This is a genomic window from Thioalkalivibrio sp. ALJ4 (genome assembly GCF_000377225.1).
Lineage (GTDB): Bacteria > Pseudomonadota > Gammaproteobacteria > Ectothiorhodospirales > Ectothiorhodospiraceae > Thioalkalivibrio.
Map to the genome: position 1 here is coordinate 1 of NZ_KB897923.1, position 14,108 is coordinate 14,108.

The 14,108-nt window shown below is 60.1% G+C and carries 12 protein-coding genes; 8 read left to right on the forward strand and 4 right to left on the reverse strand.

The annotated features are described in order from the left end of the window. The coding region (locus tag C936_RS14390; RefSeq protein ID WP_038044201.1) for a hypothetical protein at nucleotides 1–91 on the forward strand (91 nt) is incomplete at its 5' end. A 14-nt stretch (nucleotides 92–105) separates the two neighbouring features. Continuing rightward, nucleotides 106–1,398: an NAD(P)/FAD-dependent oxidoreductase gene (locus C936_RS0113905; RefSeq protein WP_018862917.1), complete on the forward strand. Its 1,293-nt coding sequence runs from the start codon at nucleotides 106–108 to the stop codon at nucleotides 1,396–1,398. Between the two features lie 250 nt (nucleotides 1,399–1,648). Here C936_RS0113905 and C936_RS0113910 read toward each other — a convergent pair whose 3' ends face one another. The 4 genes from C936_RS0113910 to C936_RS0113930 all read right to left on the reverse strand — a co-directional run bounded on the left by C936_RS0113910 (nucleotide 1,649) and on the right by C936_RS0113930 (nucleotide 10,671). Beyond that, on the reverse strand, nucleotides 1,649–2,038 hold the full coding sequence (locus C936_RS0113910) for a hypothetical protein (protein ID WP_018174391.1): 390 nt from the start codon (nucleotides 2,036–2,038) through the stop codon (nucleotides 1,649–1,651). 2,260 nt (nucleotides 2,039–4,298) lie between these two features. Continuing rightward, the gene (locus C936_RS0113915) at nucleotides 4,299–4,544 is read right to left on the reverse strand and encodes a hypothetical protein (protein ID WP_018649391.1); all 246 of its coding nucleotides are present in this window, start codon (nucleotides 4,542–4,544) and stop codon (nucleotides 4,299–4,301) included. A 611-nt stretch (nucleotides 4,545–5,155) separates the two neighbouring features. Then, nucleotides 5,156–5,827 carry a hypothetical protein gene (locus C936_RS15065; RefSeq protein ID WP_018649393.1) on the reverse strand — a complete coding sequence of 224 codons (672 nt, stop codon included), beginning with the start codon at nucleotides 5,825–5,827 and terminating at the stop codon, nucleotides 5,156–5,158. Nucleotides 5,828–5,838: 11 nt separating this feature from the next. Next, nucleotides 5,839–10,671 (reverse strand): hypothetical protein, encoded by a 4,833-nt coding sequence (locus C936_RS0113930; protein ID WP_231362412.1) that lies wholly within the window; start codon nucleotides 10,669–10,671, stop codon nucleotides 5,839–5,841. Nucleotides 10,672–11,147: 476 nt separating this feature from the next. Here C936_RS0113930 and C936_RS0113935 point away from each other — a divergent pair, with 476 nt between their 5' ends. From C936_RS0113935 to C936_RS0113955, 6 genes are all read left to right on the forward strand, one after another. After that, entirely contained in the window at nucleotides 11,148–11,408 is a 261-nt protein-coding gene (locus C936_RS0113935) for a carbon storage regulator (protein ID WP_018649395.1), read from the forward strand. Nucleotides 11,409–11,563: 155 nt separating this feature from the next. After that, on the forward strand, nucleotides 11,564–11,800 hold the full coding sequence (locus tag C936_RS14865; protein WP_081616872.1) for a type II toxin-antitoxin system Phd/YefM family antitoxin: 237 nt from the start codon (nucleotides 11,564–11,566) through the stop codon (nucleotides 11,798–11,800). A gap of 444 nt (nucleotides 11,801–12,244) precedes the next feature. Continuing rightward, the gene (locus C936_RS0113940; protein ID WP_018649396.1) at nucleotides 12,245–12,895 is read left to right on the forward strand and encodes an SOS response-associated peptidase; all 651 of its coding nucleotides are present in this window, start codon (nucleotides 12,245–12,247) and stop codon (nucleotides 12,893–12,895) included. 74 nt (nucleotides 12,896–12,969) lie between these two features. After that, nucleotides 12,970–13,179, forward strand: a complete 210-nt coding sequence (locus tag C936_RS0113945) for an MbcA/ParS/Xre antitoxin family protein (protein WP_018649397.1) — start codon at nucleotides 12,970–12,972, stop codon at nucleotides 13,177–13,179. Nucleotides 13,180–13,369: 190 nt separating this feature from the next. Then, complete coding sequence (locus C936_RS0113950) at nucleotides 13,370–13,579, forward strand: MbcA/ParS/Xre antitoxin family protein (RefSeq protein ID WP_018649398.1); 210 nt, start codon at nucleotides 13,370–13,372, stop codon at nucleotides 13,577–13,579. A 93-nt stretch (nucleotides 13,580–13,672) separates the two neighbouring features. Then, nucleotides 13,673–14,005, forward strand: a complete 333-nt coding sequence (locus C936_RS0113955; protein ID WP_018649399.1) for an MbcA/ParS/Xre antitoxin family protein — start codon at nucleotides 13,673–13,675, stop codon at nucleotides 14,003–14,005. Nucleotides 14,006–14,108: the final 103 nt, after the last annotated feature.

A 14,108-nucleotide genomic window follows, 5' to 3' on the forward strand; every position in this document is an offset into this window, starting at 1 on the left:
CGATCGTGACGCGACGATCATGGATCGTCACGCCAAGGGTTACACCGACGAAGAAATCGACGCCATGGCGTCGTACTTCGCCCGATTCTGAACAGGGGGTCCATCATGCAACAGTTCAATCGACGCCGCTTCTTGCAGGCGTTCGGCATTACGAGTCTGGCTTCCGTCACAGGGGTCAGTGGCGCAATCGCCGGTGGTTATTCCAATGGCGCACGTATCGTCGTGGTCGGCGGCGGTTCGGGTGGGGCTACGGCCGCCAAGTACCTGAAGACGTTTTCTCCGGGGCTGGACGTGACACTGATCGAGCCCAACTCGACCTACCACACCTGTTACGGCAGCAACTGGGTGATCGGCGGCTTCGAGGACATGGATAACATTGCCCAGACCTACGACGCCATGCGTGATCGGCACGGTGTGAAGGTCGTCGCGGACTCGGTGACGGCTGTGGATGCGGACAAGCGCCGCGTCCATCTGGCCGGAGGCGACGAGATCAAGTACGACAAGCTGGTGATGTCGCCGGGTATCGACTTTCGCTACGACGCAGTCGAAGGGATTTCCGAAGACGACGCCGAGGCGATCCCGCACGCCTGGAAGGCCGGGGAGCAGACCCGCATCTTGCGTTCGCAACTGACCGACATGCCGGATGGCGGCGTGTTCGTGATGGTCGCCCCACCAAACCCGTTCCGCTGCCCGCCGGGGCCGTACGAACGTGTCTCGCTGATCGCACATTACTTCAAACAGGAAAAGCCCAAATCCAAGATCATCGTGCTCGACGCCAAGGACAACTTCTCCAAGCAGGGCCTGTTCGAGGAAGGCTGGGAAGAGCACTACGGCGACATGATCGAGTGGCGTGGTGCGTCCGACGGTGGCAACGTCCAGGAGATCGACGTTGGCGAGAAGATGGCGATCACCGAAGAGGGCTTCGAGCGGGTGAAGGCCGACGTGATGAACTTCATACCGCATCAGCATGCGGCGAAGATTGCCCACGATGTCGGCCTGACCAATGACGAGGGCTGGGTCCCGGTGGATCAGCGCACCTTCAAGTCGGAGATGGACGGCAACATCTACGTACTGGGGGATTCGAGCGTGGCCGGTGCCATGCCGAAGTCCGGTCATTCGGCCAACAACCAGGGCAAGATCGTCGCCGCGGCGATCGTGCGCGAACTGATGGATCAGGAGCCCTTCGATCCCTCGTCCGCCAACACCTGCTACAGCCTGATCACGCCCGATCATGGGGTCAGTGTTGCGGCTGTGTATCAATACAAGGATGGCGCTCAGGCGGGTGTGGACGGTTCAGGGGGCGTGAGTCCCTCCGGCGAGAGCGCGGATTTCAGGAAGCGGGAAGCCGAATACACCCGAGGTTGGTACAAGGGCATCACCTACGACATCTGGGGCTAGCCCGCCTCGGCTGTTCGATTGCGCCGGGCATCCCCTTGACGGGGTGTCCGGCTTTTTTGTGCTTGCGGTTTCGGCTACGCGTTCGCCAGGGGATCTTCAGCTCCAGCTCCAGCTCCAGGGGCGTCCGGAGATCGACCCGCCAATTTCGGTGCTTTGAACCGTGCCAGATGGTTCCAGGGGAGCTCGTCACGTGACTGGCTGCTGGCTGGCCTGGCCTGGCGGGGCGGGGCGGGAAAGGTGCCCGTGCTGATCAGGTGCGGCGCAGGCGGTCCTCTTCGCGGCTGCGGCGCTCCAGCCAGCGGCTGCCTTCCTCGGGGCCTAACAGTGTGGCCGCCAGGGCGATCAGGGCGAACACGGTCGCCGGTGCGACGGCCCCGGCCAGACCCAGGATGTAGGCGGCATAGGCGGTGGGTACGGCGACGGCCACCGCCAGTACGACCACGCCCGGATAGGCCATGCGGTAGAGCCAGCGCGGATCGACCGAGAGGGCCAGCACCGCGACCGAGCCCAGCAGGCCGAGCAGGATCCAGCCCGCCGCCGCGGCTTCAAGCTCCGCGGCCAGCAGGGCGATCGCCAGCACCAGGCCCAGGGCGACGTGCCGCAGGCGGGTAGAGGCCTTTGGTGTGATCAGCGCATCCATCCAGCAGGGACGGAGGCCGGAGATGGAGTCGGGAGCGGGGGCAGTGGTCTGGTACATGAGGGGCTGTTTGCTTGGTCGGCCGGGCCGCCGCGTTCATCCGGCGGTTCGGTTTCTTGGGGCTTCCTGCAAATGAGAAAGGGCACCCGGATCTGGATGCCCTCTCTCTGAAGTATGGCGCGCCCGGAAGGATAGCGGCGGCGCTGCGCGCCTGGCCCTTCCGGGTGTCGGCCCGTGTCCGACACGTTCCTCGCTACGCTCGGGATCGAACCAACGAATTTATCGGAGGTTCGAGTCCTTTGAGATCGGACAAATGAAAAAGGGCCACCCGATGTGGGGGCCCTTTCTCGGGAATATGGCGCGCCCGGAAGGATTCGAACCTCCGACCACCTGGTTCGTAGCCAGAATAAGGGTAAATGGTGAGCGTAGGCTAAGGGGGTTTTAGAGCGGCGTCAAATGGCACAAGAAATCCATAAGTGTCGGATACTACGGGGGATCGCCGTCCCCGAAGAATAACGCCACAGACCGACAGGGGCCGACGAGGCGTGTTACGCCGACCGCGAATCAGGCGATCGCCGTCACGGGGACTGGCACAGGCCTTTGTCTCCCGGATGACCTCCTGGCGTAGGGCTCTCCTTCGCGGTGTCCCCGGGCTCGGTAGGTTCGAACCGCGGGATTCCTGCGGGCGTGATGGATCTTTAGGTGGTGTGCGAGCGCGAGTGTGGTTTCGGGGGCCAGGGCCAAAAGCGTTCTGGGTCGTGCGCGATAGGAAATGCGTGGTCAAGGCCAATGGCGTTAAGGCGCCTTATCCATTTCGGGTGATCTCGAAGCTCGCGCGCCCGCTTCGGAGAACCTTATGACGCTTCCTCTCGGAAAGTTCGCACTGGCCAATTTGTTTAGCCGACGTCGATTCGTTCCGCATGAGTGCGAAGAGGCGCCCCGGTCCGGGTAACGGGGTCGAACGAAAACACATGTTCATTCGGTGATCGGCGACAGCGGCCTACTTGGCGATGGAAGAACTCGCGGCGTCCCGAGTCTAGTTGAACCGTACCCCCGCAAACTGGGCAGTCACCTCGGTACCGTGACATCCGAAGCGTGTTCGGCGCGCCCGGCTTCGCAGCAATAATCTCCAGTACGTGATCGTCCGGCTCATCAATCTTCAGGGACTGCATCCACCAAGGAGCTCTTGTAATGCGGTTGTGAGCTAGGTTCCAGAAGGGCCTTCCCAGCCATATGACGGTAATGGCGGTTATGGCGATGGTTGCTATGTGCTGACCGGTGAATGGCCCAGTCCAAAGGGCTACTAGGGCTACTGTCGCCGCGATGACTGCGTAGGCTGCGACAAGGGTCAGTGGACCGGCAAGGAGGAGGCTTCTCCAACCGCTCAATCCCAGTCCGTCTGTCAGTGGTCCAAGTAGCCTAAGTGCGGGTGCCCGCTCTTCGAGCCTGTAACGCATGCCGCCAGTCGGAGCTCGATACTGCGCACCGCCCTGCGGAAGGTCTGTGAACTTAAGTCCATATCGGGCTCGTTTGTGTCGCCCACCTGCGCTGCTGACTTTCTCCAGCGCCAGAGATCGCTTTGCTCCCAGACGTTGGAACGCATCGTGGATCGCATCCTGGTGGCGGCCCTCCAGTTTTTTCCAGGCAATGCGAATCGCCCGAGAAATTTCTTCCTTGTCGCTTGGTGTGGAGACTCGTGCACTAGCGCTGTGCCCCCAAAAACCGGTTGCTGGATCGATTGCCTGGGCGATCTCTTGGGCTTCGAACGTCGTGCAGGCGGCTTCGCCTGATCCGGCCTTCCTCGCGAGCGAACAAATCGCTCGTAGCAGAACCAGTGGGCGACTATCGCGCTCACCCCACCGGGCGATCTCTTCTCCTAGAAGCCCGGCTGCAACCCCAAGGTCGAAACCCTCCGAAAACGGGTTTTGACCGTGTTTCCCCTCGCATTGAACCGCCATGTTTCCCCCAACCGAAGCAGCTACGACGTGCCCCCCCATGTGGCCGTGAGCGTAGCGCATACGGGATATCGAGGCGTATTGATGAGGGAAGAGCGATGGAACGATATCAGGGTGACTTGCCGTGGGGTCTAGACGTGACGACGGGAGAGCGCCGCTACATCTCAGAAGTGGCGCGCGGTCGAGCGTGTCGTTGCCGATGCGAAGGCTGTGGAAGCCCTCTGGTCGCTAAGAAGGGCGGGACGAACGCCCATCATTTCGCGCATGACGTGGGATATGAGCCTTGCGGCTTCACTGGTGAGTCCGCACTACACCGCCTCGCGAAGGACGTCATCGCTGAGGTTGGCCGTCTCTGGCTTCCAGAATATCGCGTGGAGGTAAGAGACCACGATTCGATGGGAAGCGAACACGTCGAAAGTGAATTGGTCGTCGAGTCCGGTCAGTATTCCCTTTCCGGGGCCATTCTTCCCGAGCGTCGAGAGGGTAGCGTTATCCCGGATCTGCACACTTCTCTGGCAGACTACCCCCTGCTCGTGGAATTCGCCTGTACCCATTTCTGCTCCGACGAGAAGATCGAGGCCTTGCGCAGGACTGGATTGGATACCGTTGAGATCGACCTGTCAGGTCTGCCTTATGACCTTGACCGAGCCGAGCTTCGTAGAATCCTGCTGGAGGGCGGTGCGGGTCAGCGATCCCGGTGGATCCTCCACCATGGTGAGGCCCATGCGCGTGGGCGGGCTCGTGCCAGATTATGTACCCGCATTCGAGAAGCGAACGCGCAGCAGCGTTTAGTCCGTCAGCGAGATTCCTTCCTTCCAGCGCTGCCGCGAAACCTCGTCGCCCATTCTCCGGCGGATGGGGTTCCGCCCCAAGGCCGAAATGCACCGTCGGTTGCTCGTTCTTGGAGCAGCCAAACGCTGGGGTCAAGTTGGTTCTTCTGCAGCGGCTGCCGGATCCCATTCACCACGGCTGAGCACCCGGCTCCTGGCGTTGAATGGATTTCGTGTCCGCACTGCGGTGAATCCGTCTCCACTCAGTATCCTGAATCACTGCAACCACATTGGGGGAGGGATCGACACGACCGTTCAGGTTGATCCGTTAACGAGCCGAGGCGAGTCCAATCGCGTCGCCGATGGGCAAGTATTCCGCCGCGTCAAGCTGGGTCCTACCCCGTGGTTGCGGTGGTGTTAGTGATGTCTTGTTCTTCGTCTTCCAGTTTGGCTGCGACCTCCTCCAGTCGAGCTATCAATGAGCGAACGACCGCTAGCTCTTGTTGCGAGGAGAGCATCTCAAGGCCTTCTGTGCCGTGGCGGTTTGGTACGAACCGCAGGGATCCACAAAGGCCTTTAGCTTGCAGCCGAACTTTTGCCAAATGTTGGGTGTAGAGCGTCCCTTCCCCCGGAAGAGTTGCTGCGATCTTGACGTGTACTTCGGGGTCATCCAGCTCTACCTCGTTCGTGATGTCCTGGAGTTCCAGCTGGGTGATGTGGCCCGTTTTTTGGTCAGTTTGGGGTTCGAGTCCGTTGATTGTGAGGCGCTCTAGAGCGCGCATTGCACCGCGTTTCTCTGGCGACCGAGCGTTTTGGAGTTTTTTGTGTTGTTTCTGAATGGTCTTGTACGCAGCCTCAAGGTACTTCGGGACTTGGTTCTTATCTCTGAACTCTAGTCGAATCCGAGTGCGTTCGTCTGGGGTATCGATAATGGTCTGTTTCGGGGATTCTTCCGGGGCAAACCCCTTGGGAAGAATAAGGTTTAGCAGGTCGCCTATATGCAGACCGCGCGTTTTTGTGTTTGAAAGATCAATTTCGATCGTTCTGTCGTTCGATTTTGCGTCCATGCTGTTTTGAGTCACTCCGAGTTGGATAGGTAAGTATTCAGGATTATGGTTGCCATCTTTCTTTGCGATGGGCCAAGGTTGGGCAGGGTCGGATCGTCCGGTAGAAGGGATTTCATCGCTTCTTTGGTCTTGCTGGCGTTATTTCGATACTGGAAAAGCTTGAGTGCGATCGAGTGGAGATCGCCTTGGGGCAAGTTAGCCAATGCTTCCATGAGGGTTAGCACTGGAGCGGTTCGACTTGTCCGGGATAATGGGGTGTCCGGCATCAACGTCTCATGCAGTCCAAGTAGGTTTGAGGTTTCTATAAGTGCGGATATGTCGCGGCGCACCGTACCGATACGCCTGCCTTGCGCACGAGCGAGCTGTTCCGGGTCTTGGCGTTCGCGGAACGCGATCGCTGTGAGAGCGAGAGCGGTCAGAGCAGAAGGGGCTGAGGGGTCGATGGAGACCGAGTTCGCTTGGGCAGCGTGGCCGCCGGGCAAAGCACTAATGTGAGCAGGCTCTGGAAAGGAGTCGATGACGTAGAGCGTTTTCAACGGTGGTAGCTTCAGCCTTTCAATGATCGCGCTTTGCGGTGTTCGGTGTTTCTTCTTCATGCGGGAGATGCTGTTGCGCAAACTTTCTGGGCTGGTACCAAGGATCTTCGCGATGGTGGACGAAGGTAGGCGCGCCCATCCGTCTCGGACAGCCGTCATGAGTGGAATATGGTGGGCGTAATGAGTAAGGGTCGTGAGTGGGTGTCCGTGCCCTAGCTGTCGAGAGACATAGCGCTGTTGGGCCCGCAAGGAGCAACGGGATGCATGAGGGATCCGAGGTTCCGCATACGGTAGGTTAGGCGCTAGCCCTTCGAAATAACGCGGCATGAGGGCTAGGATCTGAGCAGTCGCATAACTATGGCGGTAGCTGTGTGGGCGGAAGGGAATTCCCCCTGTTGTATTCATCATGTAACGGCCGGCGGATAAGAACCGCATTTGCGTTGATGCCATCCAGTCTAGTGGCCCCATGGACGGTGGGCCGGGGAGCAGATTGTGTTGTGCTGGAGTCTTGGGGCGAGGGGTATTGTGGATGCGTTTCGACAGCTCCGTAATCCCCTGCTTTTGATCTTGATTGGGGGCGAAGGCGACAGTGCGTATGGATGCATTAGATTTGAGTGGGCGGTTCACACGTTCTCGGATCCTTACGAGGACGCGGTGATGCCCACTGAAGTAGTCAGCTAGGGTGAGGTGTGTGAGTTCAGACGTACGCAGAGCGAATATCGCCTGGATGGCCAGCGCGAACGGCGCGACGACTGATGCGGGTGGTGTTCGGCCCGAGAGATAAGGGGTAGATCCGGCTTCTATCTGTCCTAATAGATAGGTGTGCTCGGCGGCGCTGATAGGGTCTCCAGCGCGAGCGGGCCTGTCACACCCCAGGTCGAGGTCATCCAGTCGTTCGTTGATGTTGGCAGGCAGAGAGTCAGGGCGGTCTCGGTTGCGTCGAGCGATCCAGCGCAGCGCCTTAAGGGGAGATATCTCGTCGGCGATTAGGCTAACCCAATCGTCAATGACGAACTCAGAATACGCTGTGTGATCGAGGTGTTCTCCCGTGTCGTTCTGAATGATCCGGATGGAATTCTGGATGGGTGGTTCGAGGTGACGTATATATCGATCAACCGACGAAGGTTTGATCGAACCCTTTTTTCCCCGATTGTGGATCTCGTCTTGGACGGCGTGGGCGACCAAGAACGGGATAGAGCCATCTGGGGCGACATGAATAAGACGGTGTGCGTCGTCCAATGCCTGGGTTATTCGATGGGTAGCTCCGCGCTGGGCGTCCCATCTTCTGATGGATCGTCGTAGTGAGTAATAGGCCTCCTTTGCACCTCGAGGGTTTGCAGAGGCTGTGGGATTCTCGGAGTTGGCGGCTGCCACGGAAGGAGATAATTCTTCGACCGGCCGGACACGTTTCCCCGTCATCATGGCCAGGAATCGACTAGGCCGCGGGCCGCTGGCGCGCAGATGTGCACGTTCCCACGCCGCGCGCTGTCCAGGAGCCGTGAGACGTCTTGCAGCGCTGGCTAGATGGCAAACATCCTCGAGTGTTGCTGTGGAACCAAGCAGTTTGGCCGCCGGGGGATAGTCTCGAAGTAAATTAGGGCAAAGCTCGGATCGTGAGAACTGGGCCGCACCGACGATCGTGCGCTGCAGAACCATCGCTTGATCTGACGTAATCAGCTGGATGCCTCCAATGGTTTCGGCGTCCGGCATCACGAGGCCACCGCAACCTTCTACGCCGTCCACGTCGACGAGTCGTCCATCCGTGACGACTCGTCGCAAGGTGGCTGGATGGGTGGTGACCCCCCATAGGGGCAGGAGGAGCAGGCCGGCTCCGACCACCCAACGTGCGTGCTGCTCATTCGCCACGGCTGTGGCCGAATGTTCGGCCAATAGCTCGACCAGGACCGTCTCGAGCTGCAGGGCCAATCGATACGCGTGGATGTGGCACGGTTGGATGACTGAGCGAGGTGCAGATTCCTCTTTCTTGGTTTGCCGGTGTTTACGTCTTTGGTGGACATCTGCAGGTTGCATGCAATCGGTGTTGGCGAGGTTTGCGATGGCCTGGGAGCGCGCAGGAGTACTCGCCGCCGGACGATTCACCGGAATAGGCATCAACCCTATATCTGCTAGGTAGCGCTCGAGATGGGGCCCGATGCGTGTGGCGAAGTGCCACGGGCAGTCAGGGTCGCTATCTGAATAAGGCTCGCCGTCGATACGATGGCCCATTTGCTGCGCAATGTCGGATTCGGGGACGCCCAGTTCCTGTGATCGGGTCGCGAAAAAGTGACGTAGGCGCCTCAGCCGAAACGGTAGTTGGGTGAACGTCTCGAGAGCGGCTGCATTTGTCGCGCGCGGCGTCCATTTGTCGGGATCCAATCTGATGAATAAGGGCCCATCGCCCACTACGGCTTGTTCAAGCTGTTTCGCGGCGTGTCTTGCGGCCGGTGTGAGTTGGGTCAGCAGCTGGGAGCGCAACTCGTCTGCAGTGGCCACGAGTTGGTCGATCTGGTCGAGTACGGTGGCCGGCAATGCGGCTATACGGTCGAAGCCTTTTCGTCGCTTATCGGCAATGTAGGCAATTCCGAACTGGCTATCGGGAAACCGAATGATGTCGGTGATACGGGCCTTGGACAGCGAGTAAGACGCACGGTGGGCCGTTGCTGCTGCATACATCAGGGAAGTGTGGAGCACCAATTGGTGGTGCCACGCGATTAGGTTTCCAAGACTCTGGTTTGCGCGTCGAGCGCTCAGTACGCTTTCCCTGGCTCCAGCGAAGGACGTTCGAATGCCCTCTCCATCGAGTGCCGCACGAGGGGCGCCCACTCTGGGGTCGTCCTCACCGGGAAGAGGGTCGGGTGTATGGATGACGATATCGGCTAGGCGCAGCGCATCGGCATAGGTCTTTGCCAAATTCGACTGTAGGGGCGCGTAATACGCAGTCGCTGCCGCCGACCCGAAACCATCGGTACCCTCGATAATCTGCGAGGTCCGCGGATGCCCGGTGACCATGATCAAGAGGACAGGAAGCGTCCGGCGTATGCGTTCCTGGGACACCGATGGGACGGTCGCCTTGTGCTCGCGAACACGCTGCTCGAGCGCCTGCCGCGTGATGCTCTGGGCAGCGATGCGGGTGCGAGATGCCACCGAAAGGGCCTGACGTATGGTGTCCGCGTGAGGCAGATACAGGTCGTTCGAATGATCAACCTGATAGGGGCCATCGGTTTCCGCTGTGGAGTACTCAAGGCCGCGGCCCGGCGTCGACCACCATCCATGCATGGTCATCCATATGGGATTCGCTGCCCCGCATGGCGTTTCCAGGGCATGGTCGCGGGGTAGCCCGGAATCCGCCTGCAGGCCCGCTAACGCATGGATGATGTTACAAGCGTCGCGTGAGGTAGTGAGCATGAGCGCGAGCACGAGGTCACACAGGTCGTCTTGATCGCGGATGCCCCAGATCACGTTGCGGGTCAGGACATCGAAAAGAGCGCGTGCTTCGTCTGTCGAGAGGCACCCCTCGGTGTCGGGGACGAGAGAGGTGAAGTACCGCTGGAGGTAACTGGTCAGATGCTTCGGGGTGGATTCTTCCTGGTCGGGTTTGCCCTCAGGTTCGGGCGCCTCGGCGCTGCAGGTGTCCGAGGTATCGGGACTCAGGGGTCGTGATGTGTCCGGCGCTGCTGTCGCCACCTCCCCATGAACCAGGTCGATGGGCCGTGAGGGGCGTATGGATGTCAGGGTGTCGATCGCGAGCGCTCGCGATGGTGCCCGCGTAAATCCGAAATGGGTTGCCAATAGCTCGGCTGTTGCCTTCCGGATTTTGCGGCCTGAGTGGAGTTCGTGGATGTAGGTGGTCACGTTCCGGTGTGGCTCCCCGGAGCGGTCCAAGAGAATGATTTGCTGGCTCAGACTTTTCAGAAAAGGCCCGGTTCCACGCCGGGTCTCATTGGCGGTGAGCCGGTATACCGCGGACAAGAGCCATAGGCGAAGGGCGTCGACGAGAGTATCGGCGCCGTGGTTTTCGATGAGGAAGGGCGCGACGATCGTCGCGCTATGACTCAGGCCCTGGAATGGACGGTCGCGGTCGTGTGACTCGTAGGGGGAGTTGAGGGCTTCGATCTCGTCCGAAAAGCTGCGTAGCAAGTGGGCGTAGTGCTTGGGGAGTCGTGGGCCGTATGTATCCAGCGTACGCCGCATGACCCGAGCGATGTTCGCGCCATAGGCAACGCCATCGATGCTAGTGATCGGGACTGGGAACAGCGGGTATCCCGCGAGTTGCGCGAGTCCCGCGAGGCCTTCGGAGCGAGCTTCCATCGAGCTCGCGGACGCCCAATGACGCGGCCCCGCGGTCATCGGAACGCTCCGATGATTCGCGCAGGGAAACGCCCACCGTGGGGAGCGTTGTGCAAGGCGTGGTTGCTATACGATGTGCCGCAGCCAAGGCGGCTGCGGAGAGTGTGCGCGTCCATGCGTCTTCCTTTCATTCCAGACGGTGGCCGGGCCTTCCTAGCCCTTGAGAGCGCACCATCTAATCTCGATTCCGACCATAACGCGTGAAATCGGATCTGTCATCTTTCCGATCAGAGTCGGTCGGGGTTCGCAAATCTAAGCTGGCTTGGATGCGTTCTGCGTCGATCTCGAGTGGGGTGGTTTTTCCAGAATGGAGGGTGACATACTCGGCGGGCGACTGGCATGGCAGTCGCTTGGGGCGGCCGTTGGATTTGAGCGGTGCTCGGGTGACCAGACAATGGGTTCTATGGATTTGGAGCCTTACAGCGGCCAAGGAGGGAATGGTGCTGGTAATTACTCGTTCCGATGGGGAAGGAATCCGAATCGGTGAAGACATCTATGTCTTTGCTTTGATCGGCGAGCAGCAGGTACGTCTCGCAGTGAGCGCACCTGGGCATACGGTGCAACAGGATGCCGACCAGACAGTGCGTATCGGTGATTCGACGGTCGTTCGACTCCTTGAAACGCGATTGGATCGTGTCCGCCTCGGTATTGAAGCGGCGCCCTCGATACCGATCTCGAGGGAAGAGCTTCTCGTGTAATTGTAGTGGTCAAGTGATTTCAGGCAGCTCTGTGCGTGCCTCGGCTGTCCAATTTCAGTCGTAGGCATCTAATCTTTGGATCCAGCACCTGCCGCCGTAGCTTGGTCTGAAGTAGGCTCATGTGTACACGAAGTACACATAGGGTCCGGGGCAACATGAAAGAGATTGACGTCCGCGACGCGCGAGAACAGCTTTCCAGCATCCTGAAAGAAGTGGAACGGGGTGGGGAGGTATGCATTCTGCGTCGAGGTCGGCCCGTCGCTCGCGTGGTTCAACCTGCCGGGGATCCCCCGAGATTTCGTTCCCGTGCCGACCTGCGACAGGGCTTGCCGGCCATGCGGGAAACCGCCGTTGTTACGGTTCGTACAGCGCGGGATTCCGAACGCTACTGACGTTCGTCGCGGACACCAGTGCTGTCCTGCCGTTATACCGTAGTGCCCCCCAAGCGATGACATCGGTCAGTCTTCCTCGCGCAGCGTTAGCCGCACTCTCAGTTGAGGGGGGCCATCAAACATCCTGATGTAGTAGTGACCATGGGGCTGCCTCCACGCGGTCATGTGTGAGGCGAACGAGGTGAGGACACGGCTCGCCGTCAAGGACGAGTTTGGTCAAGGAAACGCTCGGGATGTCCAAAGCCGCGAAGTCCCTCGGCCGGCAAGGGTTGCGCTTGCGTACGAGATCAAAGGCCCTTAGTGAATGATCTCCGCTTCACGGCAAATTGTTCCTAATGCCGGTCAATTTGAACGAGTGGCGGCATTAAGGAACACGATCGGGTGCATAGTGGCGCTGCCAAAGGGCATGCCCTTTCGATAGGAAGCAACGTGATGTGCGGACGTATGACGCGCTACAGCGCGACGAGTGAACTCGGCATGCGGTACTTCCAGGCGCCGGTCGACGAGGGTTTCGATGCGCCTCGGTACAACGTCGCGCCCGGCACTGACCTGGAAACGTTCCGCGCCGGCGAGGAGGAGCGGGCCGCCTTCCAGCCGATGTTCTGGGGCTTTCGGCCGAAACGGGTAGGGGACGGCCCTCGCACGATCAATGCCCGGGCCGAAAAGGTCGCCACCAGCCCGTATTTTCGGTCCGCATTCGCCCATCGGCGATGCATCGTGCTGGCCGATGGCTGGTACGAGTGGCGCAAGACCGATGACGGCAAGCAGCCGTACTACATCGCCCTGGCCGAGGACGCACCGCAGGACATCCTGATGATGGCGGGCATCTGGGAACCCATGGCAGATGGCGGCGCCTGCTGCGCGATCATCACCGAACCCGCGTCAGAGCGACTGTCGCACATTCATGACCGCAAGCCGCTGGTACTAGATGCCGCGTGTCGCTGGGACTGGCTCGACTCTGATCGGACGGAACGTGAGGCGATCCGAGACGGGACCGTCCGTCTGAACCCGGATGCCTTGGTCTATCACCCCGTTTCGACTCGCGTGAACCGCCCAGCCGAAGGCGACCCCGGATTGATCGAAGCGATTGCCTGAAGGGGCTTCAGGCCGTGGGGTAGTGCTACCTTGGTGAATAAGCCCGGAACGGGCACTCAGGCAGGATGGCAGCGATGGCCAATAAGTGCGAAGTCGAAGTGCGCATCACCCGGATCCGCGAGAAAGCCGCATCGGTTTTCGACACCCAGGAAATCGTCGATGACTGGATGTGCACAGAGAATCTCGTGCTCGGCGATGCCCCGATCAATCTGCTGGACACGGAGGAGGGCGCCGACAGGGTGGAGGTCATCCTGGGCCGGATCGAGCATGGCGTGTATTCGTGAAGGGAGCGGGTGAACTGGGGACGGGCTGGCGCGGTAATGGCGAGCGCGGCGCGTCGACAAGTTCCGGCTAACGACTCGGCTGTGGCGCTGGGGCAAGGTGTCTAAGGTAGGCTGCCGTTGTGAGCGCATGTACACCGGGTAGTGATACCTTTGAGGGAACCCTCGTCGAGATGCACTAGGGAAGGGATCCGTGGCAGAGCAAGACGAAATTGAGGCACGCGTAGCCCGTATTCGCGAGAAGGCGGCAGTGATCTTTGAGGATCCGGAAAAAGCAGAACACTGGATGCGGGCGAGGAACCGGGTTCTTGAGGCGGCGCCGATCGATTTGCTGGACTCGGATGAGGGTGTGGAGATGGTCGAAACGGTTCTGCACCGGATCGAGCACGGAGTGTTCTCGTAACAGGCGAAAAGGGCTGCAGAAGGAGTCGGAGGCTGTATGACGGATTCAGCGCACTCAGAGGTATCGGCTCATGACCGAAGCGCCTTGGCGAAAATGGTGATGCAGGCGTTTGATCACTGGGGTCTCGAAACGGACGAAGCCCTCGCGATGCTGGGCCATGCGCCGGGCGATGTGGACGCGCATTCGCGCTATCGCGGAGGGGAGCCACTGCCGGATGAGCGCGATGCTTTGGATCGTGCGGGCCACATCCTGAGGATCCACAAGAACCTGCGCCTGTTGTTTCCGCATGAGCGGGATAAGGCCTATCGCTGGATGAAGACGCACAACCGTGCGTTCGGTGGCTGCCCCCCGGTCGAAGTCGTCAGCCGTGAGGGATTGCAGGGACTGTTGCGCGTCAGGGGTTATCTGGATCGGGCCGTCGCGTAGCAGCTGTTCGGGAATCGCGCCCGTTGCTCATCTGCGGCCGGTGGGGCCCCGATCACCCCAAGGAACTCATTGTGCCGGGAAGGTGAGATCGCTGAAAGGCCTT

Coding starts and splice junctions, on each gene's coding strand:
- C936_RS0113905 (WP_018862917.1), top strand. CDS start 106: ATGCAACAGTTCAATCGACGCCGCTTCTTGCAGGCGTTCGGCATTACG.
- C936_RS0113910 (WP_018174391.1), bottom strand. CDS start 2,038: ATGGATGCGCTGATCACACCAAAGGCCTCTACCCGCCTGCGGCACGTC.
- C936_RS0113915 (WP_018649391.1), bottom strand. CDS start 4,544: ATGGGTACAGGCGAATTCCACGAGCAGGGGGTAGTCTGCCAGAGAAGT.
- C936_RS15065 (WP_018649393.1), bottom strand. CDS start 5,827: ATGGACGCAAAATCGAACGACAGAACGATCGAAATTGATCTTTCAAAC.
- C936_RS0113930 (WP_231362412.1), bottom strand. CDS start 10,671: ATGGAAGCTCGCTCCGAAGGCCTCGCGGGACTCGCGCAACTCGCGGGA.
- C936_RS0113935 (WP_018649395.1), top strand. CDS start 11,148: ATGGTGCTGGTAATTACTCGTTCCGATGGGGAAGGAATCCGAATCGGT.
- C936_RS14865 (WP_081616872.1), top strand. CDS start 11,564: ATGAAAGAGATTGACGTCCGCGACGCGCGAGAACAGCTTTCCAGCATC.
- C936_RS0113940 (WP_018649396.1), top strand. CDS start 12,245: ATGACGCGCTACAGCGCGACGAGTGAACTCGGCATGCGGTACTTCCAG.
- C936_RS0113945 (WP_018649397.1), top strand. CDS start 12,970: ATGGCCAATAAGTGCGAAGTCGAAGTGCGCATCACCCGGATCCGCGAG.
- C936_RS0113955 (WP_018649399.1), top strand. CDS start 13,673: ATGGTGATGCAGGCGTTTGATCACTGGGGTCTCGAAACGGACGAAGCC.